The 23,817-nt window shown below is 72.8% G+C and carries 18 protein-coding genes; 14 read left to right on the top strand and 4 right to left on the bottom strand.

Annotation, left to right across the window (positions count from 1 at the left end):
- The first annotated feature begins 56 nt into the window (after window positions 1-56).
- The 11 genes from K1J57_RS06720 (at window position 57) to K1J57_RS06670 (ending at window position 15,405) form a co-directional block, all read left to right on the top strand.
- Entirely contained in the window at window positions 57-3,734 is a 3,678-nt protein-coding gene (locus K1J57_RS06720) for a nitrate reductase subunit alpha (RefSeq protein ID WP_220563602.1), read from the top strand.
- A 56-nt stretch (window positions 3,735-3,790) separates the two neighbouring features.
- Entirely contained in the window at window positions 3,791-5,476 is a 1,686-nt protein-coding gene (narH, locus tag K1J57_RS06715) for a nitrate reductase subunit beta (protein ID WP_220565377.1), read from the top strand.
- A gap of 10 nt (window positions 5,477-5,486) precedes the next feature.
- On the top strand, window positions 5,487-6,290 hold the full coding sequence (narJ, locus tag K1J57_RS06710; protein WP_220563601.1) for a nitrate reductase molybdenum cofactor assembly chaperone: 804 nt from the start codon (window positions 5,487-5,489) through the stop codon (window positions 6,288-6,290).
- Window positions 6,287-7,039, top strand: a complete 753-nt coding sequence (gene narI / locus K1J57_RS06705) for a respiratory nitrate reductase subunit gamma (protein ID WP_220563600.1) — start codon at window positions 6,287-6,289, stop codon at window positions 7,037-7,039. The genes narJ and narI overlap by 4 nt, the downstream gene beginning before the upstream one ends.
- Window positions 7,040-7,088: 49 nt before the next feature.
- Window positions 7,089-8,036 (top strand): DUF5996 family protein, encoded by a 948-nt coding sequence (locus tag K1J57_RS06700; protein ID WP_220563599.1) that lies wholly within the window; start codon window positions 7,089-7,091, stop codon window positions 8,034-8,036.
- A gap of 123 nt (window positions 8,037-8,159) precedes the next feature.
- Window positions 8,160-8,441, top strand: coding sequence for a GNAT family N-acetyltransferase (locus K1J57_RS06695; RefSeq protein ID WP_220563598.1), 282 nt, complete (start codon window positions 8,160-8,162; stop codon window positions 8,439-8,441).
- A gap of 164 nt (window positions 8,442-8,605) precedes the next feature.
- Complete coding sequence (locus K1J57_RS06690) at window positions 8,606-9,205, top strand: GNAT family N-acetyltransferase (RefSeq protein WP_220563597.1); 600 nt, start codon at window positions 8,606-8,608, stop codon at window positions 9,203-9,205.
- 189 nt (window positions 9,206-9,394) lie between these two features.
- Entirely contained in the window at window positions 9,395-9,610 is a 216-nt protein-coding gene (locus tag K1J57_RS06685) for a heavy-metal-associated domain-containing protein (RefSeq protein ID WP_220563596.1), read from the top strand.
- Between the two features lie 103 nt (window positions 9,611-9,713).
- Window positions 9,714-11,933 (top strand): cation-translocating P-type ATPase, encoded by a 2,220-nt coding sequence (locus K1J57_RS06680; protein ID WP_255646867.1) that lies wholly within the window; start codon window positions 9,714-9,716, stop codon window positions 11,931-11,933.
- Window positions 11,934-12,216: 283 nt separating this feature from the next.
- Window positions 12,217-13,464: a cytochrome P450 gene (locus K1J57_RS06675; RefSeq protein WP_220565375.1), complete on the top strand. Its 1,248-nt coding sequence runs from the start codon at window positions 12,217-12,219 to the stop codon at window positions 13,462-13,464.
- Window positions 13,465-13,710: 246 nt separating this feature from the next.
- Entirely contained in the window at window positions 13,711-15,405 is a 1,695-nt protein-coding gene (locus K1J57_RS06670) for a serine/threonine-protein kinase (protein WP_220563595.1), read from the top strand.
- An 84-nt stretch (window positions 15,406-15,489) separates the two neighbouring features.
- Here the strand turns inward: K1J57_RS06670 and K1J57_RS06665 are convergent, their stop codons facing one another.
- The 3 genes from K1J57_RS06665 to K1J57_RS06655 all read right to left on the bottom strand — a co-directional run bounded on the left by K1J57_RS06665 (window position 15,490) and on the right by K1J57_RS06655 (window position 18,566).
- Window positions 15,490-16,431, bottom strand: coding sequence for a glutaminase (locus K1J57_RS06665; RefSeq protein WP_255646866.1), 942 nt, complete (start codon window positions 16,429-16,431; stop codon window positions 15,490-15,492).
- 270 nt (window positions 16,432-16,701) lie between these two features.
- The gene (locus K1J57_RS06660) at window positions 16,702-17,388 is read right to left on the bottom strand and encodes a response regulator transcription factor (protein WP_220563594.1); all 687 of its coding nucleotides are present in this window, start codon (window positions 17,386-17,388) and stop codon (window positions 16,702-16,704) included.
- Window positions 17,385-18,566, bottom strand: coding sequence for a sensor histidine kinase (locus K1J57_RS06655; protein WP_220563593.1), 1,182 nt, complete (start codon window positions 18,564-18,566; stop codon window positions 17,385-17,387). Before K1J57_RS06655 ends, K1J57_RS06660 begins: the two co-directional genes overlap by 4 nt.
- A 144-nt stretch (window positions 18,567-18,710) precedes the next feature.
- Between K1J57_RS06655 and K1J57_RS06650 the strand changes: the two genes are divergently transcribed.
- Entirely contained in the window at window positions 18,711-19,523 is an 813-nt protein-coding gene (locus K1J57_RS06650) for an NAD(P)H-binding protein (protein ID WP_220563592.1), read from the top strand.
- A gap of 69 nt (window positions 19,524-19,592) precedes the next feature.
- Here K1J57_RS06650 and K1J57_RS06645 read toward each other — a convergent pair whose 3' ends face one another.
- Entirely contained in the window at window positions 19,593-20,750 is a 1,158-nt protein-coding gene (locus tag K1J57_RS06645; RefSeq protein ID WP_220563591.1) for an acyl-CoA dehydrogenase family protein, read from the bottom strand.
- Between the two features lie 151 nt (window positions 20,751-20,901).
- Here K1J57_RS06645 and K1J57_RS06640 point away from each other — a divergent pair, with 151 nt between their 5' ends.
- Window positions 20,902-21,633 carry a TetR/AcrR family transcriptional regulator gene (locus tag K1J57_RS06640; RefSeq protein WP_220563590.1) on the top strand — a complete coding sequence of 244 codons (732 nt, stop codon included), beginning with the start codon at window positions 20,902-20,904 and terminating at the stop codon, window positions 21,631-21,633.
- A gap of 77 nt (window positions 21,634-21,710) precedes the next feature.
- A complete protein-coding gene (locus K1J57_RS06635) occupies window positions 21,711-23,336 on the top strand; it encodes a peptide chain release factor 3 (protein ID WP_220563589.1) in 1,626 nt (541 codons plus the stop codon).
- Window positions 23,337-23,817 lie beyond the last annotated feature (481 nt).

Below are 23,817 nucleotides of genomic sequence, written 5' to 3'. Positions count from 1 at the left end.
CATTAACGGAATGTGGCGGGTGCGGGAAGTGCGCTGTTGAACGGGGTGTCATCTTCATGGCGGCAAATGGCAAAGCGAGCGACTCGCTGCTCCGCCTCGGTACCTACCTGACCGGATCGGAGTCCCTGGACGGGAACCGTGCCCAGGTCAGAAAGGGGGGCCGTGAAGGTGACGTCTTCTATCGGGACCGCTGGAGCCACGACCGCGTCGTGCGTTCCACGCACGGTGTCAACTGCACCGGTTCCTGTTCTTGGGATGTCTATGTAAAAGACGGGATCATCACTTGGGAAACCCAGGCGACCGATTATCCGTCGGTGGGTCCCGACCGTCCCGAATACGAGCCCCGGGGCTGTCCGCGCGGTGCCGCCTTCTCCTGGTACACCTATTCGCCGACCCGTGTCCGCTATCCCTACGTGCGGGGGGTGCTGGCCGAGATGTACCGGGAGGCGAAGGGCCGGCTGGGCGACCCGGTCGCGGCCTGGGAGGAGATCACCACCGACCCCGCCAAGCGCCGCCGCTACCAGCGGGCCCGCGGCAAGGGCGGCCTGGTGCGCACCACCTGGGCGGAGGCGCTGGAGATCGCGGCCGCCTCGCACGTGCTGACGATCAAGCGCTACGGCCCGGACCGGATCGCGGGCTTCTCGCCGATCCCGGCGATGTCGATGGTCTCCCACGGGGCGGGCGCCCGGTTCGTCAACCTGATCGGCGGCTCCATGCTGTCGTTCTACGACTGGTACGCCGACCTGCCGGTGGCGTCACCGCAGGTCTTCGGTGACCAGACCGACGTCCCTGAGTCGGGGGACTGGTGGGACGCCGCCTACCTGGTGCTGTGGGGCTCCAACGTGCCGGTCACCCGCACGCCGGACGCGCACTGGATGGCGGAGGCCCGCTACCGGGGCCAGAAGGTCGTGGTGGTCTCCCCGGACTACAGCGACGCCACCAAGTTCGCCGACGAGTGGCTGGCCCCGCACCCGGGCACCGACGGGGCGCTGGCCATGGCGATGGGCCACGTCATCCTCAGGGAGCGGTTCGTCGACGCGACCGTCGACCGGTTCGACTCCTACGCGCGCACCTACACCGACCTGCCGTTCCTGGTGGAGGTCGAGGAGAGGGACGGGCGCCGGGTGCCGGGCAAGTTCCTCACCGCGGCCGACCTGCCGGGCGCGGAGGGCGTCGCCAACGCCGACTTCAAGCCCGTCGTGTGGCCGCGCGGGGAGGACGCCCCCTACGCGCCCAACGGGACCCTCGGGCACCGGTGGGGCGAGGACGGCGTCGGCAAGTGGAACCTGCGCCTGGAGGGGCGGGTCCCGGAGCTGACCTTCTACGAGGAGGGCGCCGAGGCCGTCGAGATCGCCCTGACCCGGTTCGACACCCCTACCGGAGAGGCAGGCGTCCTCACCCGGGGCGTGCCGGTCCGCCGGGTGGGCGGGCGCCTGGTCACCACCGTGTTCGACCTGGTCCTGGCCCAGTACGGGGTGGGGCGGTCGGGCCTGCCCGGCACCTGGCCCACCGGCTACGACGACGCCTCCCAGCCCTGCACCCCCGCCTGGCAGGCCGAGCTGACCGGGGTCCCGGCCGAGCGGGCCGAGCGGATCGCCCGCGAGTTCGCCGACACCGCCGAGGCGAGCGGGGGCCGCGCCATGATCATCCTGGGCGCGGGCACCAACCAGTGGTTCCACGGCGAGAACGCCTACAGGGCCTTCCTGGCGCTGCTGCTGCTCACCGGCTGCCAGGGGGTCAACGGCGGCGGCTGGGCGCACTACGTCGGCCAGGAGAAGTGCCGCACCGCCACGGGCTGGGCGGCCTACGCCTCCGGCATGGACTGGTCGCGCCCGCCCCGGTTCATGGCCGGGACCTCCTACTGGTACACGCACACCGACCAGTGGCGCTACGACACCTACCGGGCCGACGCCCTCACCACGCCGCTGGGCCCGGGGAGGCTGCGGGGCCGCCATACCGCGGACCTGGTGGCGGCCTCGGCGCGGATGGGGTGGATGCCGTCCTTCCCCACGTTCAACCGCAACCCCGTCCACCTGGGCAAGGAGGCGGCCGAGCTGGGCAGGGACCCCGCCGAGTACGTGGCCGACCAGCTGGCCGAGGGGACGCTGCGGTTCGCGGCGGAGGACCCCGACGACCCGGCGAACTGGCCCAGGACCCTCACCGTCTGGCGGTCCAACCTGTTCGGCTCCTCGGCCAAGGGCAACGAGTACTTCCTCAGGCACCTGCTGGGCACCCACTCCAACCTCCGGGCCGAGCCCGCGGGCCCCGACGACCGGCCGGCCGAGGTGACCTGGCGCGACGGGATCCCCGAGGGCAAGCTCGACCTGCTGCTGTCCATGGACTTCCGGATGACCAGCACCACGCTGCTGTCCGACATCGTGCTCCCGGCCGCGACCTGGTACGAGAAGCACGACCTGTCCACCACGGACATGCACCCCTACGTGCACGCGTTCAACCCGGCGATCGACCCCCCCTGGGAGGCCCGGACCGACTTCGCGATCTTCCAGGAGCTGGCCAAGGCGTTCAGCACCCTGGCCGCCGAGCACCTGGGGGAGGTCACCGACCTGGTCGCGGTCCCGCACCAGCACGACACGCCCGGGGAGCTCGCCCAGCCGCACGGGGTCCCGACGGACTGGAAGGCCGAGGGCGTGCGCCCCGTCCCGGGGCGCACCATGCCCGGCATCGTCGCGGTGCGCCGCAACTACTCGGCGATCGCCCAGAAGATGGCGGCGCTGGGCCCGCTCGCCGAGACCAAGGGGCTGCCGGTCAAGGGCGTGTCCTTCACCCCCGACGAGGAGGTGGAGTGGCTGCGGGAGCGCAACGGCACGGTGCACGGCGGGGTCGCGGACGGCCGCCCCGCCCTGGACACCGACGTCAAGGTGTGCGAGATGATCCTCGCCCTGTCGGGGACCAGCAACGGCCGGCTGGCCGCCCAGGGGTTCGAGCGGCTCGCGGAGCGCACCGGCACCGACATGGACGAGCTCATCGCCCACTCCGCCGAGCGGCGCGTGGTGTTCGCCGACGCCCGCACCGGTCCGACGCCCGTGGGCACCAGCCCCGAGTGGTCCGGCAAGGAGTCGAGCGACCGCCGGTACTCGCCGTTCACGATCAACCTGGAGCACGACAAGCCCTGGCACACCCTCACCGGGCGCCAGCACTTCTACCTCGACCACGACTGGATGCAGGAGTTCGGCGAGGCGCTGCCGGTGTACCGGCCGCCGCTGGACATCTCCCGGCTGTTCGGGGAGCCGCGGATCGGGCCGACCGGTCAGCGCGAGGTGGTCGTGCGCTACCTGACCCCGCACTCCAAGTGGTCCATCCACTCCGAGTACCAGGACAACCTGCTCATGCAGACCCTGTCCCGGGGCGGCCCCACCATCTGGATGAGCACGGCCGACGCCGAGGCCATCGGCGCCGCCGACAACGACTGGGTGGAGGCGGTCAACCGCAACGGCGTGGTCGCCGCCCGCCTGGTGGTCTCGCACCGCATGCCCACCGGGACGGTGTACATGTACCACGCCCAGGAGCGGACCATCGACGTGCCCCTGACCGAGACGACGGGCCGCCGCGGCGGCATCCACAACTCGCTCACCCGGCTGCTGGTCAAGCCCACCCACCTCATCGGCGGGTACGCGCAGTTCACGTACGCCTTCAACTACCTCGGACCGACCGGAAACCAGCGCGACGAGGTCACCGTCGTGCGCAAAAGGACGACGGAGGTGCGTTACCGGTGAGCACCGCGCAGGGGAGCGCCGGGGAGCGGGCGGGACGGCGGCCCGTCGGGCGCGTCATGGCGCAGGTCGCCATGGTCATGAACCTCGACAAGTGCATCGGCTGCCACACCTGCTCGGTCACCTGCAAGCAGGCGTGGACCAACCGCAGCGGTGTGGAGTACGCCTGGTTCAACAACGTCGAGACCCGGCCCGGCCAGGGGTACCCGCGCACCTACCAGGACCAGGAGAAGTGGCGGGGCGGTTGGGTGCGCACCTCCCGGGGGCGCCTGGTGCCGCGGGCGGGAGGGCGGCTCAAACGGCTGGCGACGATCTTCGCCAACCCCGTGATGCCCTCCATCCACGACTACTACGAGCCCTGGACCTACGACTACGACACGCTCCTCAGCGCGCCGCTGGGCGACGACTTCCCGGTCGCCTCGCCGCGTTCGGCGCTCACCGGCGACCCCATGCCGGTCACCTGGAGCGCCAACTGGGACGACGACCTGGCGGGCGGGCCGGAACTGGCCCGGCACGACCCGATCGTGAAGAAGCTCGGGGACAGGGTGAGGTTCTCCTACGAGGAGACCTTCATGTTCTACCTGCCGCGCATCTGCGAGCACTGCCTCAACCCGTCGTGCGTGGCCACCTGCCCCAGCGGCGCCCTGTACAAGCGGGCCGAGGACGGCATCGTGCTGGTGGACCAGGACCGCTGCCGGGGCTGGCGGATGTGCGTCACCGGCTGCCCGTACAAGAAGATCTACTTCAACCACAAGACCGGCAAGGCCGAGAAGTGCACGTTCTGCTACCCCCGGGTCGAGGTGGGCATGCCGACGGTGTGCTCCGAGACCTGTGTGGGGCGCCTGCGCTACCTGGGGGTCGTCCTCTACGACGCGGACCGGGTGGGGGAGGCCGCCGCCGTGGAGGACGAGAAGGAGCTCTACCGGGCCCAGTTGGACGTGTTCCTCGACCCCGACGACCCGGCGGTGCGCGCCGCCGCCGCCCGCGACGGCATCCCGGACCGGTGGGTGGAGTCGGCGTCCCGGTCGCCGGTGTACGCGCTGGCCAAGCGGTTCGGGGTGGCGCTGCCGCTGCACCCGGAGTACCGCACCATGCCGATGGTCTGGTACGTGCCGCCGCTGTCGCCGGTGGTGGACACGCTCACCTCGACCGGGCACGACGGCGAGGACGCCGACAACCTGTTCGGCGCCATCGACGCGCTGCGGATCCCCGTGGAGTACCTGGCCGAGCTGTTCACGGCGGGCGACCCGGAACCGGTGCGGCTGGTGCTGCGCCGGCTGGCCGCCATGCGCTCCTACATGCGCCGGATCAACCTCGGCCGGGAGCGCGACGCGTCCATCGCCGAGGCGGTGGGCATGAGCGGCCGCGACATCGAGGACATGTACCGCCTGATGGCACTGGCCAAGTACGACGAGCGCTACGTCATCCCCACGGCCTACGGGGTGGACGACGCCGACCGGGGGGTCATCGACGAGATCGGGTGCAGCCTCGACTTCGAGGGCGGCCCCGGCATGGGCGGGATGGGCGGGGTGCCGTTCGGCGAGGCGTCCGGGCGCCCCGACGCGGCCTCGGTCGAGACCTTCCACGCGCTGTCGGACCGGCAGTCCAGCGACGAGCACGCCACCAAGAGGGGGAGGGTGAACCTCCTCAACTGGGACGGGAACGGCCGGCCCGACGGGCTCTTCCCGCCCCGTGCGGGCGACCACGACACCGACGGCGGAGGCGGCTCCGGCCGCCCCGCGTGAGGGGGTTGCAATGAGCACCACCACCGACAGGACCGGGTCAGGGGGGACCGCGCCGGCGTCCGGGCGGGAGAGGACGGGCTGGCTCGGAGCCGGCCGGTCCGCACGGCGGGTGCACCGCAGGGCGGTCACCCACCAGGCGGCGTCCATCCTGCTCGGATACCCCGACCAGGCGTTCTTCGAGCGGCTGCCGCTGGTGGCCCTGGCGGTCGCGGAACTGCCCCGCGGGACCGTGCGCGAGGCCCTGCACGAGTTCTGCGAGCACGCCTGCGCCACACCCGAGCTGGAGCTGTGCGCCCACTACGTCGACGTCTTCGACCTGCGCCGGCGCAGGTCGCTGTACATGACCTACTACACCGACGGGGACACCCGGCGGCGCGGCCACTCCCTGGCCGAGATCAAGGCGGTCTACCGGGAGGCGGGCTGGGAGGTCCTCCCCGGCGAGCTACCCGACCACCTGGCCGTGCTGCTGGAGTTCGCCGCCCGCGGCTCCGACTCCCGGGGGGAGGAGCTGCTGCTGCGGTTCCGGCCGGGGCTGGACCTGCTGGCCCGGGCCCTGGAGGAGTACGGGACGCCGTACGCGCGTGTGGTGGACGCGGTCCTCCAGACCCTGCCGCCGCAGCGCGCGGCCGACCGGGAGGCGGTGGACCGGCTGGTCGCGCAGGGGCCGCCCGCGGAGGACGTGGGGCTGGAGCCCTACGGGGTGCGCAACCCGCTGCCGGTGGTGGACACGGGCGCCGGGCCGGGCGGTTGCGGGGACGGGGGCCACGGCCCGGTGCCGCACCCGCGCACGGCCCGGGACGGGGAGGCCCGGTGACCGGGTACGGCGGGGCCGACCTCTTCCTGTGGGGGATCCTCCCCTACGTCGTGCTCGTCATCGTGGTGGGCGGCCTGGTCTGGCGGTTCCGCTACGACCGGTTCGGGTGGACCACGCGGTCCTCGGAGCTGTACGAGTCGCGGCTGCTGCGCATCGGCAGCCCGCTGTTCCACTTCGGCCTGCTGGTGGTGATCGTCGGCCACGTGGTCGGCCTGCTCGTCCCGGAGTCCTGGACGCGTGCGCTGGGGGTCTCCGACACCCTGTACCACGTGACCGCGCTGTCCCTGGGGCTGGTCGCCGGGGTGTGCACGCTCGCCGGGGTGGCGCTGCTGGTGTGGCGCCGCCGCACCACCGGCCCGGTGTTCAGCGCCACCACCGCCAACGACAAGGTCATGTACCTGGTGCTGGTGCTGGCGATCCTCACCGGGCTGGGCATGACGGTGTACTTCGCCGGGGTGGAGGTCGCGGGCGGGCACTCGCAGGACTACCGGGAGACGGTGTCGCCGTGGTTCCGGTCCATCTGGATCCTCAGCCCGGACATCGCGGCCATGGCCGCGGCGGAGCTCCCGTACCGGGTGCACGCGCTGATGGGGCTGGCGCTGTTCGCGCTGCTGCCGTTCACGCGCTTGGTGCACATGTTCAGCGCGCCGGTGGGATACCTCTTCCGGCCGTACGTGCTGTACCGCACCCGGGACGTGCACACGGGCGGGGCCGGGCAGGCCGAGCGGGCCGGCCGCCGCGGCTGGTGACCGCGGGGCCGGCGGCCGGCCCCGCGGGCTTTCGAGGAGGAGGCCGAGCATGGAGATCTTTCCGGCGTTCCCGCTCCAGGAGTGGGACGACACCAAGCAGACCATCCACCGGTTCGAGCAGATCGTCGGCAAGGTGCGGCTGCACCACAGCCCGCGGCGCAACCACTGGTGGAACGTGCCGTTCCACCTGACGGGGAGCGGGGTCACGACGCGGCCGATGGGGCTGTCCGACGGCAACCCGGTCTTCACGGTGGACTTCGACTTCGTGCGGCACCGGCTGGTCGCCGCGACGGTGGACGGGAAGGAGGCGTCGTTCCCGCTTCAGGGGCAGAGCGTGGCGACGTTCTACCTGGCGTTGCAGTCGGCGCTGGACTCGCTGGGGGTCGACGGGAGCATCCCCCACGCCACACCGTTCGACCTGCCGGACCACGGGCGGCCGTTCTCGCAGGACACCGAACACGCCGCCTACGACCCGGACAAGGCGCTGAAGTACTGGCAGGTGCTGAGCCGGGTGAACCTGGTGCTGGAGGAGTTCGCCTCCGGGTTCTCCGGCAAGACCAGCCCGGTGCACCACTTCTGGCACACCTTCGACATCGCGGTCACCCGGTTCTCGCCGGAGCCGGTGCGCCAGCCCCGGGAGGCCGGGGGGCTGGTGCGCGAGGCGTACTCGCGGGAGGTGGTGAGCTCCGGTTTCTGGTTCGGCGACGACAGGGTCCCCGAGCCGTGCTTCTACTCCTACACCGCTCCGGAGCCGGAGGGGCTGACGGAGCAGCGCCTGAGGCCGGCCGCCGCCGAGTGGGTGGAGAGCGGTTCGGGGCACCTGGCGCTGTACCGGTACGCGGACGCGCGCAAGGAGGCGGACCCGGTCGGGTCGGTGCTCGAGTTCCTGGAGAGCGCGTACCTGGCGGGGGCCACCCTGGCCGGGTGGGACGTCGCGGGGCTGGCGTGCCCTCAGGGGATCACCGACCCCTACGCGGGCGGGCGCACCGGGGACTGAGCGGGGCCGGGGCCCGGCGCCGGCGCATGCCCGCAGGAGGGGCGGGGTGTGGGCGGGGGGTCCGAGTGGGAAAGTGGCATTCGTGAGGTGTGCGCACCGGGCGCGCACGAACGAGGGAGAGCCATGGACCTGACGGTCGTCGACGTGCCGGACCGTTCGCGGTACGAGGTCAGCGTCGATGGGAAGGTGGTCGGCTTCTCGGCCTACCACCGCCTGGAGGACGGGGTGCTGGCGCTTCCCCACGTGGAGGTGGACCCCGTCCACCAGGGGCGCGGGGTGGCGGCCGAGCTCATGCGCCGGTCGCTGGACGACGTGCGGGCCAAGGGGCTGAAGGTCATGCCGGTCTGCCCCTACGCGCAGGCGTACATCGCCAAGAACGAGGAGTACGCCGACCTCGTGCAGTGAACGGGAACGCCCACCCGGCAGGGGATACCGGGATGAGGGGGACGCGCGGGTGCTTTCGTGATTTTCCGTCCATGTGATTGCATCCGTGTTCTTTCGGTCACGGCGAATGACCGCTAGTGTTCTGGGTCACAGTGGTGGTCATTGTGTTCGAGAGGGAGCCCCCCATGTCCATCGTCTCCATCGAGCCCGCCACCGCCGAGCGGTGGGACGACCTGGAGAACCTGTTCGGGCCGACCGGAGCCTACGGGCACTGCTGGTGCACCTTCTTCCGCAGGCGGGCCAAGGACTACACGGAGAGCACCACGTGCGAGCGGTCCAGGCGGGGTGCGGACAACAAGGAGGAACTGCGCAGGCTCACGCTCGACGGCCGGATCCCGGGCCTGCTGGCCTACGACGAGGAGGGCCCCTGCGGCTGGGTGTCGGTGGCGCCCCGCGGCGACTACATCCGGCTGTCCCGGTCCCGGACGCTGCGCCCCGCCGACCCGGACGAGCCCGGGGTGTGGTCCCTGGTGTGCTTCTGGCTGCCGCCGCGGCGCCGCCGCCGCGGGATGGGCGGCCGCCTGCTGGACGGGGCGATCGAGTACGCCCGGGCGCAGGGGGCGCGGGTGCTGGAGGCCTACCCGGTGGACACGGCCGGCGGCCGGGCACCCAGCGCCGAGGTGTACGCCGGAACGGTGGAGATGTTCCGGCGGGCCGGTTTCACGCTGGCGGACCACCACACCAGTGAACGGATCATCGCCCGACTGGAGCTGAAGCAGGAGTAGCCCCCGGGGGTGCTCGCACGGGGGCCCGGGCCGTGCCCGAGGGCCCCCTTCCTTTGACCGCCCGGTACCCCCCTGGGGTAATGTGCGGAGGGACACGTTCGTCGCGGGCGGTTCCGCTTGACGAATTCATACCCCCTAGGGGTATAGTCGGTCGTGCTGGGACAGTCGCACGTCACTACAGGAGGCGAAATGGCCACCACGACCACCGCTGTTTACACCGTCGACGGCATGAGCTGCGGCCACTGCGTCAACTCCATCACCCAGGAGGTCGGCACGGTCGCCGGCGTCACCGACGTCCAGGTGGACCTGGGCACCAAGAAGGTGACCGTCACCGGCGAGGGCACCGTGGACGACGCCGCCGTGCGCGCCGCCATCGACGAGGCCGGCTACGAGGTGCGCGACTGAGACGCGGGCGGCCACGGAGCCGGGGCGCGGCGCCCGCGGCCTCGTGGCCGGAGCCGGCCCGCGGGCCGGACCCGTATCCCGCCGCAGGAGGGGGACAGGACGGATGAGCGCACCGGTCGAGCTGGCGATCGGCGGCATGACCTGTGCCGCCTGCGCCAACCGTGTCGAGAAGCGCCTCAACCGGCTGGACGGCGTCACCGCCACCGTCAACTTCGCCACCGAGAAGGCCAGGGTCTCCTTCGACGGCGAGCCCCTGGCGGTGGAGGAGCTGATCGCCCAGGTCGAGAAGGCCGGGTACACCGCCGAGGTGCCCCGTCCTCCCCGGACCGGCCCGGAGCCCGGCGCCGAGCCGGACGACCCGGCCCGGCCGCTGCGCGACCGGGCCGCCGTCTCCCTCCTGCTGTCGGTACCGGTCATCGCGATGGCGATGGTCCCCGCGCTCCAGTTCACCTACTGGCAGTGGGCCTCGCTCGCGCTGGCCGCCCCGGTCGTCGTGTGGGGCGCGCTGCCCTTCCACGTCGCCGCCTGGAAGAACCTCAGGCTCGGCACCGCCACCATGGACACCCTGGTCTCGCTGGGTGTCTCCGCCGCGTTCCTGTGGTCCCTGTACGCGCTGTTCCTCGGCACCGCGGGCGAGCCGGGGATGACGCACCCGTTCGAGCTCACCATCGCCCGCACCGACGGCTCCGCCGACATCTACCTGGAGGTCGCCGCCGGGGTCACCTCCTTCATCCTCCTGGGCAAGTACTTCGAGGCCCGGTCCAAGCGCCGGGCCGGCGCCGCCCTGCGCGCCCTCATGGAGCTGGGAGCCAAGGAGGTGGCCGTCCTGCGCGGTGACCGCGAGGTCGCCGTGCCCGTGGACCGGCTCGTGGTGGGCGACCGGTTCGTGGTGCGGCCTGGTGAGAAGGTCGCCACCGACGGGACCGTGGAGGAGGGCACCTCCGCCGTCGACATGAGCATGCTCACCGGCGAGTCCGTGCCGGTCGAGGTCGGCCCGGGCGACGCCGTGGTGGGTGCCACGGTCAACGCCGGCGGACGCCTGGTCGTGCGCGCCTCCCGCGTCGGATCCGACACGCAGCTCGCGCAGATGGCCCGCCTGGTCGAGGACGCGCAGAACGGCAAGGCCGAGGTCCAGCGCCTGGCCGACCGGGTCTCGGGCGTCTTCGTCCCCGTCGCCATCATGATCGCCGTCGCCACCCTCGGCTTCTGGCTCGGTGTCGGCGAACCCGCCACCGCCGCCTTCACCGCGGCGGTCGCGGTGCTCATCATCGCCTGCCCCTGCGCCCTGGGCCTGGCCACCCCGACCGCGCTGCTGGTCGGCACCGGGCGCGGCGCCCGGATGGGGATCCTCATCAAGGGCCCGGAGGTCCTGGAGACCACCCGCCGCATCGACACGGTCGTGCTGGACAAGACCGGCACCGTCACCACCGGCACCATGGCGCTGGTGGAGGTCGTCGCCGCCGAGGGCGAGGACGGGGACGAGGTGCTGCGGCTGGCCGGGGCCCTGGAGAACGCCTCCGAGCACCCCATCGCCAAAGCCGTCGCCACCGCGGCCGCCGCCCGCGGCACCCTGCCGGTCCCCGAGGACTTCGCCAACGTCGAGGGCCTGGGCGTGCAGGGCATCGTCGACGGCCGCACCGTCCTGGTCGGCCGCCCCGCGCTGCTCCGGGAGCGGTCACAGCCGCTGGGCGAGGACCTCGTCCAGGCACTGAAGGAGGCCCGGAACCAGGGCCGCACCGCCGTGGCCGTCGGCTGGGACGGCGCCGCCCGGGGTGTTCTCGTGGTCTCCGACACCGTCAAGCCCACCAGTGCCGAGGCCGTCCGCTCCTTCCGGGAGCTGGGTCTGACCCCGATCCTGTTGACCGGTGACAACGAGGCCGTGGCCCGGACGGTGGCCGACGAGGTGGGCATCGAGGAGGTCATCGCCGAGGTCATGCCCCGGGACAAGGTCGCGGTGGTCGAACGCCTCCAGGCCGAGGGGCGCACCGTGGCCATGGTCGGCGACGGCGTCAACGACGCCGCCGCCCTGGCCCGCGCCGACCTGGGCCTGGCCATGGGCACCGGCACTGACGTCGCCATCGAGGCATCCGACCTCACCCTAGTGCGCGGCGACCTGCGTGCGGCGGCCGACGCCATCCGCCTCTCCCGCCGCACCCTCAACACCATCAAGGGCAACCTCTTCTGGGCCTTCGCCTACAACGCGGCCGCCATCCCGCTGGCCGCCGCGGGACTGCTCAACCCGATGCTGGCCGGTGCCGCCATGGCGGTGTCCAGCGTGTTCGTGGTGACCAACAGCCAGCGGCTGCACCGCTTCGGCCGCTGAGCCGCGGATGCCCGCCGCCGTGGCCGGGACCGGTCACGGCGGCATCGCCCCAGGCCGCAGGGCGGGCGGCGGGCCACGGGAGGGGGCGGGCCTCGCCCCGGCGGGACCCCGGGCGCTAGTGTGAGCCCGCACACCCGCAGGGGTTCCGGGCCGGGTACGTCCGGGGCCGCCGTGTCCAGGCCGCGTCAGCCCACTCCCCGAGGTCGCCGTGTCTTCAGGATGCCCCCACGCCGCGCTGTACCAGAGTGAGCCGCACCCCGACCCGTACGGCGTCTACGCGAAGATGCGCGCGGACCACGGGCCGGTGGTCCCCGCCGAGCTCTCGCCCGGGGTGCGCGGCTGGGTCGTCACCGACTACGCCACCCTGATCTCCTGGTCGCGGGACACCACCACGTTCACGCACGACGCACGGCTGTGGCGGGACTTCACCGAGGGCCGGATCGGCCCCGACGACCCCCTGCTGCCGATGATGGCGCCCCGTGCCAGCGCCCTGTTCCTGGACGGGGCCGAGCACCAGCGGCTGCGCCGTGCGATCACCGACGCCCTGGGCGCGGTCACCCCCGCGCACCTGGCCTCCGTCACCACCCGCTACGCCGACCGGCTCATCGACGAGTTCTGCGCGCGCGGCCGGGCCGACCTGCTCAACGAGTACGCGCGGATGCTGCCGCTGCTGGTCATGAACGACCTGTTCGGCATGGACGAGGACCAGGGGCTGCGGTTCGTCGCCGCCATGCGCAACCTGTGGGCCGGGGTGGACGCCGAGCGCTCCAACGCCGAAGCCGAGCGCGCGCTGTCGGAGGTCGTGGACGCCAAGCACCGCGAACCCGGCGACGACCTCACCAGCCGCCTGATCCGGCACCGCGCCGGGCTCTCGGACGAGGAGGTCATCATGCAGCTCCTCCTCGTCATCGCGGCCGCCAACGAGCCGACCGCCGCCCTCATCGACTCCGCCCTGCGGGCCGTCCTGGCCGACCCGTCCCTGCGCGTCCCCGGCGGCCCCTCCCCGGCCGCTCTGAGCGACCTGGTGGAGCGGGTGCTGTGGCGCGACCCGCCGATCACCAACTACCCGGTGATCTACCCCCGCGTCGACGTCCCGCTGGACAACGGCCGCGTCATCGAGGCCGGGTCGCCCATCCTGCTCGCCTTCGCCGCCGCCAACCACTTCTTCCAGAGGGAGAACGCCGAGCAGGTGGCCGACGGGGCCAACCGCGCCCACGTGGCCTGGGGGGCCGGCCCCCACCGCTGCCCCGCCCGCGACGAGGCGACCGCGATCGCGACCATCGCCACACGCCGGATCCTGGAGCGGCTGCCCGACCCGGCCCTGGCCGTCCCCCCGGAGGACCTGCGGTGGCGGCTGGCCACCCTGTCCTGGTCCCCGGTCTCCCTCCCGGTCCGCTTCACCCCGCAGGCGCCCGCCGCCCCGGCCCCCGAGCCCGAGCCCGCACCCGCGCCCCCCGCCGAACCCGCCCGGGGCGGCGCGGTGCCGGCCCTGTCGAACCTCCTGAAGAGGCTGCTGGTGCGCCGGGGCTGACACGCCCGGGTACCGGCCCCGCCGAACCGGCCCCTCGGCGGGCCGCCGCGGCGGAATCGTCGCATGTCAGGACGGTTTGCGGGGTTATGTCACCTCGAAGGGAGGAGACCGGTACCCCCGGGAGGAGGGTCGAGCGCCCTCCGGGGAACCTAGAATTCTCTCTCGGTCCCCCGGCCGCTCCAGACTTCTCCCCCGCACACCCGTCTTCTCCCCTGTACGCCCTTCCCCGCAGAGGATCGCGCGCCCATGAACAGTTCGGAAGCCGACTCCGGTCGACTCCTGGCCAACCGGTACCGCCTGGACGAGGTCATCGGCGCGGGCGGCATGGGCCGGGTCTGGAAGGGCAGTGACACCCTCCTGGACCGGCCGGTCGCCGTCAAAGAGCTGACCACCCCGCCGAACCTGCCCGCGCACGAGGTGGAGGTCCTGCGCACCCGCATGCTCCGCGAGGCGCGCAGCGCCGCCCAGCTCAGCCACCCGTCGATCATCACCGTGTTCGACGTGGCCGAGGAGGACGGCCGCCCGTGGATCGTCATGGAGCTGGTCAGCGGCTCCTCCCTGGGCGACGTCATCCGCGAGGGCGGGGTGCTGCCGGTCGCGCGGGTCGCCGACATCGGCGAGCAGATGGCGGCCGGGCTGTCCGAGGCGCACGCGAGCGGCATCGTCCACCGCGACATCAAGCCCGGCAACGTGCTCATCGACGGCAGGGGCCGGGCGGTGCTCACCGACTTCGGCATCGCCCACCTGGACGGCTCCACCCACCTGACCAGTACCGGGCTGCTCATCGGCTCGCCCAGCTACCTGGCCCCGGAGATCGCCCACGGGCACTCCGCCACCCCCGCCTCGGACGTGTGGTCCCTGGGCATCACCCTGTTCCAGGCGCTGGAGGGGACCCTGCCCTTCGACCGGCCCACCCCGGTGGCGACGCTGACCGCGATCGTCACCCAGGAGCTGCCGGCCCCGGTCAACGCCGGACCCCTGGCCCCGCTGCTGCGGGAGCTGTGCGCCAAGAAGCCGGAGGACCGGCCCGGCATCGACGCGGTCCGGGCCCGGCTGCGGGAGATCCGGGACCGCGCCGAGGCGGCCGCCCCCGCCCCGGTGGCGCCGACCCTCACCACGACGGTGCCGACCGCGGAACCGCGGTCCGAGGAGGCGGCCCTGGCGGCCGCCCCGCCGCCCGCCCCGGAACCGGCCGCACCGGCCCCCGCAGCGGCGCCCCGCGGCACCGAACGGGACCGGTCCCGGCAGCGCGGCCTGCTCGTGGTCGCAGCGGCCCTCGTGGTCCTGGTGGTCGCCGCCGGGACGACGCTCTACATCAGCATGAACCGGAGCGGCGCCTCCGGTGCCGGACTGGTCTCCCAGCAGGAGTCCGGGGCGGCCGCCCCACCGGAGGAGGAGTCCGAGCCGCCCGCCGGCGGGGACGGCGGGGACGGCGGCGGCGAGCCCGAGGAGGAGCCCTCGGAGTCGCCCGAGGAGCAGGAGGAGGAAGAGGACCCCTGGGCGGGCGGCCTGGCGGTCCACGAGGACTCCAGCGGCTTCACCGTGGAGTACCCGGACGGCTGGACCCTGCGCCGGGAGGGCCACATGGTCTACTTCGACAACCCCGACGGCGGCTACCTGCTCGTCGACCAGACCGACGACCCCGGCCCGGACGCCGCCCAGGACTGGCGCGACTTCGAGCCGATCGGCAGCGGCAACTTCCCGGGCTACGAGCTGGTCGGCATCGAGGAGGTCGAGGACGACTGGACCGACGCCTACATCACCGCCGCCGACTGGGAGTTCACCTACGACGGCCGCAACGGGCGCATGCACGCCGTCAACCGCGGCTTCCACACCGAGGAGAAGGGCTACGCCCTCTTCCTGGTGGCCGACAACGACCACGCCGACATCAACCGGGAGCTGCTGGACCGGATCTCGGAGACCTTCGTCCCCGCCGCCTGAGACGCCCGCCGCGCCGCGGGCCCCGGGGAGCCTCCCGGGGCCCGCGCGGCCGGCCGGGACACCGGGGGCCGGGGCGCCGGGCGGTCAGAACACCGAGCAGTTCGTCACCTGCGTGAACGTGTCCAGGGCCAGGGCGCCCGTCACCGAGTTCCCCTTGGCGTCCAGGCCCGGCCCCCAGGCGGCGACGGAGTAGCGGCCCGGCACGATGGCCAGGATGCCGCCGCCCACCCCGCTCTTGCAGGGCAGCCCCACCCGGTAGGCGAACTCGCCCGCCGCGTCGTAGGTGCCGCAGGTGAGCATGATCGCCATGATGCGCCGGGCGGCGTTCCGGTCGATCATCCGGCTTCCGTCCGCCCGCACCCCGTGCCGGGCCAGCAGCAGCCCCGCCCGGGCCAGCTCCTCGGTGCTGATGGTGATGGAGCACTGCCTGAAGTAGTGGTCCAGCACCTCCGGGACGGGGTTGCGCATGTTCCCGAACCCCGCCATCAGGTAGGCCAGCGACCTGTTGCGGTCGCCCGTCTCCAGCTCCGAGCGGGCGGTCACCCCGTCGGCGTCCAGGTCCGGGTTGCCGGTCTCGGCGCGCAGCAGCCCGCGCAGGGCGGCGAACGCGTCCCCGGTGTTGGCCAGCAGCTCGTCGGTGACCACGATCGCGCCCGGGTTGATGAACGGGTTGCGCGGGACGCCGTTCTCGAACTCCAGCTGGTAGAGCGAGTTGAACGCGCTGCCGGAGGGCTCCCGGTGCACCCGGTCCCAGATGTGCGTCTCGCCCGCCTGGGTGACCAGCGCCAGGGTGAACACCTTGGTGATGCTCTGCATGGAGAAGCGAACACCGGTGTCGCCGACGGTGTGCACCGACCCGTCCGCGGCCGCCACCGCGAACCCGAAGCGGGCCGGGTCCACCCGCCCCAGCTCCGGGATGTAGTCGGCGACCTTCCCCTCGCCGATGTGCGGGCGGACCCGCGCCATCACGGCGGTGAGGACGTCGTCCAGGTCGATGTCGCCGGGCGGCCCGGACGCGGGGCTCACCGGCCGCTCCCGGGCGCGCCCCGGCGCGCCGCCCCCCGGATGCGGCCGCCGCCGCGGCCTGGCGTGGAACCGCTCACCGGACCCCTCCCCCTGTTCCTGGTGCCGCTCCGGTCGCTCACAGTACGGGCGGGGCCCCGGCGGGGGCCGCTACCGCGCCCGGCGTGTCGGGCAGGGGCGCCCAGGGCCTGTTCTCGGATGGCCTCCCGCGCCGCCGGGGGTCCGTGAGGCGCCCGGCGGGCCGAAGCGCAGCGGAGGTTCGAGAGAACGCGGCTAGCCGTCCTGGACGAGGCGGGCGTCGTGCACCAGCAGGGCGACCTGCACCCGGTTGTTCAGCCCCAGCTTGGTGAGGATGCTCGACACGTGCGTCTTGACCGTCGGCACGCTCAGGAACAGCGACGCCGCGATGTCGGCGTTGGACCGGCCCTGGCCCACCGCCACCGCCACCTCCAGCTCCCGGGCGTTGAGGCCGGCCAGCCGCCCCCGCGCCCGGTCGGCCCGCGCGTCCGCGTCGCTGTCGCCCACCCGCTCCACCAGCCGCCGCGTCACCGTGGGAGACAGCACGGACATGCCCCGCGCCACCTGGCGCACCGACTCCACGATCTCCGCGGGCGGGGTGTCCTTGAGCAGGAACCCGGCCGCGCCCGCCCGCAGCGCCCGCAGCACGTGCTCGTCGGCGTCGAACGTGGTCAGCACCAGCACCTCCGGCGGGTCCTCCAGCGCCCGCAGCCGCTCGGTGGCGGTCAGCCCGTCCACGGTGGGCATCCGGATGTCCATGAGGACCACGTCGGGGGAGTACCGCTCCACCAGGTCCAGGACCCTGCCCCCGTCCTCCGCCTCCGCCAGGACCTTGATGTCGGGTGCCCCGCCCATCATCATCACCAGCCCCACCCGGACCAGTGCGTCGTCGTCGACGATGACCACGCCGATGTCCCGGTGGTCGCGCTGCGCCTCGCTCATGCGGGCCACGGTAGCCAAGCGGACAGGCGCCAGCCACCTCCGGGCGTGGGGCCGTGCTCCAGCCGGCCCGACAGCAGCGACACCCGCTCGGTCAGGCCCACCAGCCCCTGGCCGTCGGAGCCGCCCCGCGGCACCGGGGCCGGGGCGCGGCCGTTGCGCACCTCCACGGTCAGGCCCTCCCCGGGCGCGCCCCGCACCGACACCCGCGTGTCCGCGCCCGGGGCGTGCTTGCGCACGTTCGTCAGCCCCTCCTGCACGATCCGGTAGGCGGTGCGCCCCGTCCGGTCCGGGACGGTCCCGTCGTAGTCCTCGGTGAACGCCACCCGCGCCCCGGCCTCGTCGGCCTCCTCCACCAGCTGGCGCAGGTCCGCCATGGTCGGCTGGGGCAGCTCGCCCACCGGCGCGCGCAGCACCCCGATCACCTCGCGCAGGTCCTGGAGGGCCTGGTGGGCGCTCTCGCGGATCACCTTCGCCGAGCGCGCGATCTCCTCCGCGGGCGCGTCCGGCCGGTACTCCAGGGCGCCCGCGTGCACGCTCAGCAGCGACAGCCGGTGCCCGAGCACGTCGTGGATCTCCCGCGCCATGGCCTCGCGCACCTGGTGCTGGGCGTGCTCGGCGCGCAGCTGCGCCTCCGTCTCGGCGTGCACGGCCCGCTCGCGCAGGGAGTCCACCAGCTCCCGGCGGTGGTGGACGCTCAGCCCCCAGCCGATGACCGCGCCCTGGACGGCCACGCTCAGCAGGAAGGCGATGAGGGCGGGCAGGTGGGGGTCGGGCAGCACCAGCGACTTCAGGCCCACCGAGGCGATGCCCAGGCCGAAGACCACCAGGCTCACCTTGGGCGGCCGGTGCAGGGCCAGGGAGAACAGGGCGATGAGCAGCGCGCCCGAGACCAGGTCCGTCACGACCGAGAGCGCGATGAGGGACACGGCGATCTGGACCGGCCATCGGCGCCGCCACCACAGGGACGTGCAGGCCGCCAGGGCCGCCAGCCGTTCGGCCGCCTCCCACCAGGTGGGGTGGTCGGGCACGGTGATCACGGGGACGTCACCGTGCGGAGGCCCCGGCGGCGGGAAGTCCAGGAGCGTCATGGCCGCGAACACGAGGGCGAGCAGGAACATGGACAGGTCCACGATCCAGTCGCGCACATCCCGCCTGTACGGCCCGGTGACGGTGTTCATATCAGCGCGAGTCTATGTTCCGGCAGGCCGCGGCGGTCCCCTCGCACACGCGGACGATACCGATGGCGGCGGGCTTCCCTACTTCGGTCGCCATCCGCGCGGTGCGCGTCCACTTCCGTCGCCGCCGTGGGTACCGTGGAGTCGATGAGCACTCTGGTGACCGGAGCCACCGGCATGGTGGGCCGACGAGTCCTGACCGAGCTGAAACGGCGCGGCCTGCCCGCCGCCGGTGCCTCGCGCACCGCCGAGAGGCGGTTGGACTGGACCGACACCTCCAACTGGGCGGAGGTGCTCGAGGGCGCCTCGGGCGTCTTCGTGGTGACCCCCGTGGGCATGGCCCTGGGGCACCGGGTGGCCGCCTTCCTGGAGCGCGCCGCCGAGGCGGGGGTGGAGCGGGCCGTGGTCATGTCGGCGATGGGCACCGAGCACGCGCCCTCCGACTCCGACCAGCGGGCGGCCGAGTTCAAGGCCAAGGAGCTGTTCGGCCGGGTGACGGTGCTGCGCCCCAACTGGCTGTTCCAGGACTTCACCGAGGGCACCTTCGCCAACCTGGCCCGCTCCCGCAACGGGCGCCTGGAGCTGCCGGTCAAGCGGCGCACCGAGATCAGCTTCGTGGACGCCCGCGACGTCGCGGCCGTCGCGGTGGAGTCGCTCGTGGGCGACCACGGCGGCAAGGAGTACACCCTCACCGGACCGCAGGCGCTGACCGTCGGCGCCGTCGTGCGCTGGACCAGGGGCACGGACAGCCCGGTGTGGCGGTTCAAGCCGGTGGACGAGTCGCGCTTCTACTTCCGGGCCTCCGACCGCGGCTGGGGCGAGCGCTACATCGACACCCTCAACGAGCGCTTCGCCGCCGCCGTCCGCGGCCGCGCCGCCGAGGTCACCGACGACGTCCACGCCGCGCTGGGCCGCGAGCCCATCCCGCTGGCCCGGTTCGCCCGCGAGTCCACCCTCTGACGGGTACGGACACGAGGACGCCCGGCCCCCCACTTTCGCGGAGCGGGGGCCGGGCGTCCGGTCCGTGGGCTACTTCTTGAGCAGCTGGCGGGCCATCACCAGGCGCTGGATCTGGTTGGTGCCCTCGTAGATCTGGGTGATCTTGGCGTCGCGCATCATGCGCTCCAGCGGGAAGTCCTTGACGTAGCCCGCGCCGCCCAGCAGCTGCACGGCGTCGGTGGTGATCTCCATGGCGGCGTCGGAGGCGTAGCACTTGGCCGCGGCGCCGAAGAAGGACAGGTCGGCGTCGCCGCGCTCGGACTTGGCGGCGGCCGCGTAGACCATCTGGCGGGCGGTCTCCAGCTTCATGGCCATGTCGGCCAGCATGAACTGGACCCCCTGGAAGTCCGCGATGGCCTTGCCGAACTGCTTGCGCTCCTTGACGTAGGCGACCGCGTGGTCCAGGGCGCCCTGGGCGATGCCGACGGCCTGCGCGCCGATGGTGACGCGGGTGTGGTCCAGGGTGCGCAGCGCGATCTTCAGGCCCTCGCCGGGCTCGCCGACGATCCGGTCGCCCGGGATGCGGACGTTGTCGAAGAACAGCTCGCGGGTGGGGGAGCCCTTGATGCCGAGCTTGCGCTCGGGCTCGCCCAGGGTGAAGCCCTCGTCGTCGGCGTGCAGCACGAACGCGGTGATGTTGCGCCCGCGCGGGCCCTCGGGGTCGGTGACCGCCATGACCGTGTAGTACTTGCTGACGCCCGCGTTGGTGATCCACGACTTCTGGCCGTTGAGGACCCAGTCGTCGCCGTCGCGCACGGCCTGGGTGCGCATGCCGGCGGTGTCGGACCCGGCCTCGCGCTCGGACAGGCCGTAGGAGAACATCGCCGCGCCGGAGGCGACCTCGGGCAGGTAGCGGCGCTTGACGTCCTCGGAGGCGCCCAGGATGACCGGCATCGTGCCGAGCTTGTTGACCGCCGGGATCAGGGAGGAGGAGGCGCAGACGCGGGCGACCTCCTCGATGACGATGCAGGTGGCCAGCGCGTCGGCGCCCACACCGTCGTACTCCTCCGCGATGTGCGGGGCGTGGAAGTCGGTGGCGACCAGGGCCTCCAGGGCGTCCTGGGGGAAGGCGCTCTTCTCGTCGACCTCGGCCGCGTGCGGGGCGATCTTGTCCTCGGCGACGGCGCGTACGGCGGCGCGCAGCTCCTCGTGCTCCTCGGTGGTCTTGAACAGGTCGAAGTCGCTCATCTGCGTTCCTCCGCGGGAGGTGCGCCCTCCCCCGATCGCTGGCACTGGGTGCCTTTGGTTGGCATTCAGTGTCAGAATAGGGGGTGGACGGTGCGAAGTACACCGTCGGGAGTCGGATACCTTTCGGGGGGCGTGCCAGGGGAGGGGAACGATGGTCCGTGAGCGATCGGTCGCCAGGGGGGCGTCCGCGCGCGTGCCCACCCGCGACGTGGTGCTGGCCGCCGTCCGCCTGTTCACCGAGAACGGCTTCGAGGCCACCACGATGGACGACATCGCGGCCGCCGGAGGGGTGAGCCGGCGCAGCCTGTTCCGCCGGTTCGGCACCAAGGAGGACATCCTCTTCGCCGAGCACGACGAGCTGTTCGCCGAGGTCTCCCGGCACCTGGAGACCGCCTCCGGCGAGCCCCTGGACGTGGTGTTCGCCGCCGCCCGCCTGGTGCTGCGCGACTACCTGCACGACCCCGAGGTCACCGTCCCCCGCTACCGCCTGGTCCGCGTCCACCCCCGGCTGCGCGACCGCGAGGTGGCGATGACCGCGCGCTACCAGTCCGCGTTCAGCCGCTACCTGGCCGCCCGCGAGGGCGAGGGCGGCCCCGAGGAGCGGTCGCTGTCCGCCGGGGTGACCGCCGCGGCCCTCATCTCCGCGCACAACCACGTGCTCCGCGGCTGGCTGCGCGACCCCGGGCAGGACACCCGCGGGGTCTGGGAGCGCTACGACGCCGCCATGGAGTTCGTCCGCCGTGCCGCCGGTCCGATGCTGCACCCGGGGCGGGCCCCCGGGAGCGACCGGGTCATGGTCGCCGTCTACCCCGCCGACCTGGGCCGGGAGGAGCTGGTGCGCCGCCTGAGCGCCGCCGTGGACGAGGCGGGGCCCCGGGGCTGACCGATGGTCCGGCCGCGCCGGGGGACGCGTAGGCTGGAACGGTTGGACAGCGGGAGAGAACCAAGAGGCGAGCGCGCATGAGTGTGGACACGGCGGGTGCTACCCGGCACGGGGCTGAGGTCGCCGAAGAGGCCCGCCGACGGCGGACGTTCGCGGTCATCTCGCACCCGGACGCGGGCAAGTCGACGCTGACCGAGGCGCTGGCGCTGCACTCGTCGGCGATCACGTCGGCCGGCGCGGTCCACGGCAAGGGCGACCGCAAGGGCGTGACCTCGGACTGGATGGAGATGGAGCAGGACCGCGGTATCTCCATCACCTCGGCGGCGCTGCGCATCGACTACGAGGGCCGGGTGCTGAACCTGCTCGACACCCCCGGCCACGCGGACTTCTCCGAGGACACCTACCGGGTGCTGTCGGCGGTGGACTGCGCGGTCATGCTGCTGGACTCGGCCAAGGGCCTGGAACCGCAGACGCTGAAGCTGTTCGACGTGTGCCGGGCGCGCCGCATGCCGGTCATCACGTTCGTGAACAAGTGGGACCGCCCCGGGCGCGAGCCGCTGGAGCTGCTGGACGAGATCGAGCAGCGGATCGGGCTGCGCCCGACCCCGCTGAACTGGCCGGTGGGCATCGCCGGCGACTTCCGGGGGCTGATCGACCGGGACACGGGGGAGTACACCAAGATGACCCGCACCCCGGGCGGTGCGACCAAGGCCATCGAGGAGACCGTGGACGCCGACCGGGCCGCCGAGCTGGAGGGCGAGGCCTGGGAGCAGGCCCAGGAGGAGCTGGAGCTGCTGGAGGCGCTGGGCGCCGACTTCGACAGCGAGTCGTTCCTGGCGGGGAAGTCGTCCCCGGTGCTGTTCGGCGCCGCCCTCACCAACTTCGGCGTCGGCCGGCTGCTGGAGGCCGTGGTGGGCCTGGCCCCCGCCCCGGCGGCCAAGGACGACGTGAACGAGCGGCCGCGCCCGGTGGAGGCCCCGTTCTCCGGCCAGGTCTTCAAGATGCAGGCCAACATGGACAAGAACCACCGGGACCGGATGGCGTTCGTCCGGGTCAGCTCGGGGCGGTTCGACCGGGGCATGGTCCTCACGCACGCCGCCACCGGCCGCCCCTTCGCGACCAAGTACACGCAGGCGGTGTTCGGCGCGGACCGCTCCACCATCGACACGGCCTTCCCGGGCGATGTGATCGCGCTGGTCAACGCGCAGGCGCTGAAGGTGGGCGACACCCTCTACGACGGTCCCAAGGTGGAGTTCCCGCCCATCCCGAGCTTCGCCCCCGAGCACTTCGTGGTGGCCCGGGCCGTGGACGCCGGCAAGTACAAGCAGTTCCAGAAGGGGATCGCCCAGCTCGACGCCGAGGGCGTGGTGCAGGTGCTGACCTCGGACGTGCGCGGTGAGCAGGCCCCCGTGCTGGCGGCGGTCGGCCCGCTCCAGTTCGACGTGGTCAAGCACCGGATGGAGCAGGAGTTCCGCAGCCCCGTCGAGGTCTCGCCGCTGGAGTACTCGGTGGCCCGGCGCACGGACGAGGAGTCGGCGCCGACCCTGCACGGCCTTTCCGGGGCCGAGGTGCTGCGCCGCCGTTCCGACGGTGAACTGCTGGTGCTGGTGCACAACAAGTGGCGGCTGCGGGTCATCGAGCGCGACCACCCGTCGTTGTTCATGGAACCGCTGCTGGCCGGCGGCGTCGTCGAGGACGAGTAGCACTCCGCGGGCACCGGGGCGGGGGCGCGGAAAAGGCGCTCCCGCTTCTCCGAGGCCAAGGCCGTTATCACACCGCCGACACACCCGTGGAACACGGGGCCGGATGGTGCGCCCGGTCCGGGCGGGTGTGAACTCCCGTTCCACGGGCACACTCTTTGCCCATCCGGGAGGCCCCCGTGCGTATTCCGGGGAACGGTGCGTGCCGCGGCGCCCGCGGCAGAGGCCAAGATCACCGCACCTGGGGTACCCCGCGTCAACCCCCGTGATCAGGGCGAAGGTACCCTGATAGATGGCCGCTAGGGCGCGTTCGGACAACTGATCGCACCCCGTCGTGTCCGGGTATGTCCATATCTGTGAAGGACACTCGGAAGATGGGGTCCGTGAGGTGATCGGGGTGCTCAGGGGACCGGCACAGGAGGTGTCGAGGCGTCGGGGGAGAACCCTCCGGGGTCCTGCGATGTCTCAGGGCGATCACGGAGTA

It is taken from the genome of Nocardiopsis sp. MT53 (genome assembly GCF_019598965.1).
Taxonomy (GTDB): Bacteria; Actinomycetota; Actinomycetes; order Streptosporangiales; family Streptosporangiaceae; genus Nocardiopsis; species Nocardiopsis changdeensis.
The sequence above is the reverse complement of the archived record's forward strand: the minus strand, read 5'-3'. Positions and strand labels throughout refer to the sequence as shown.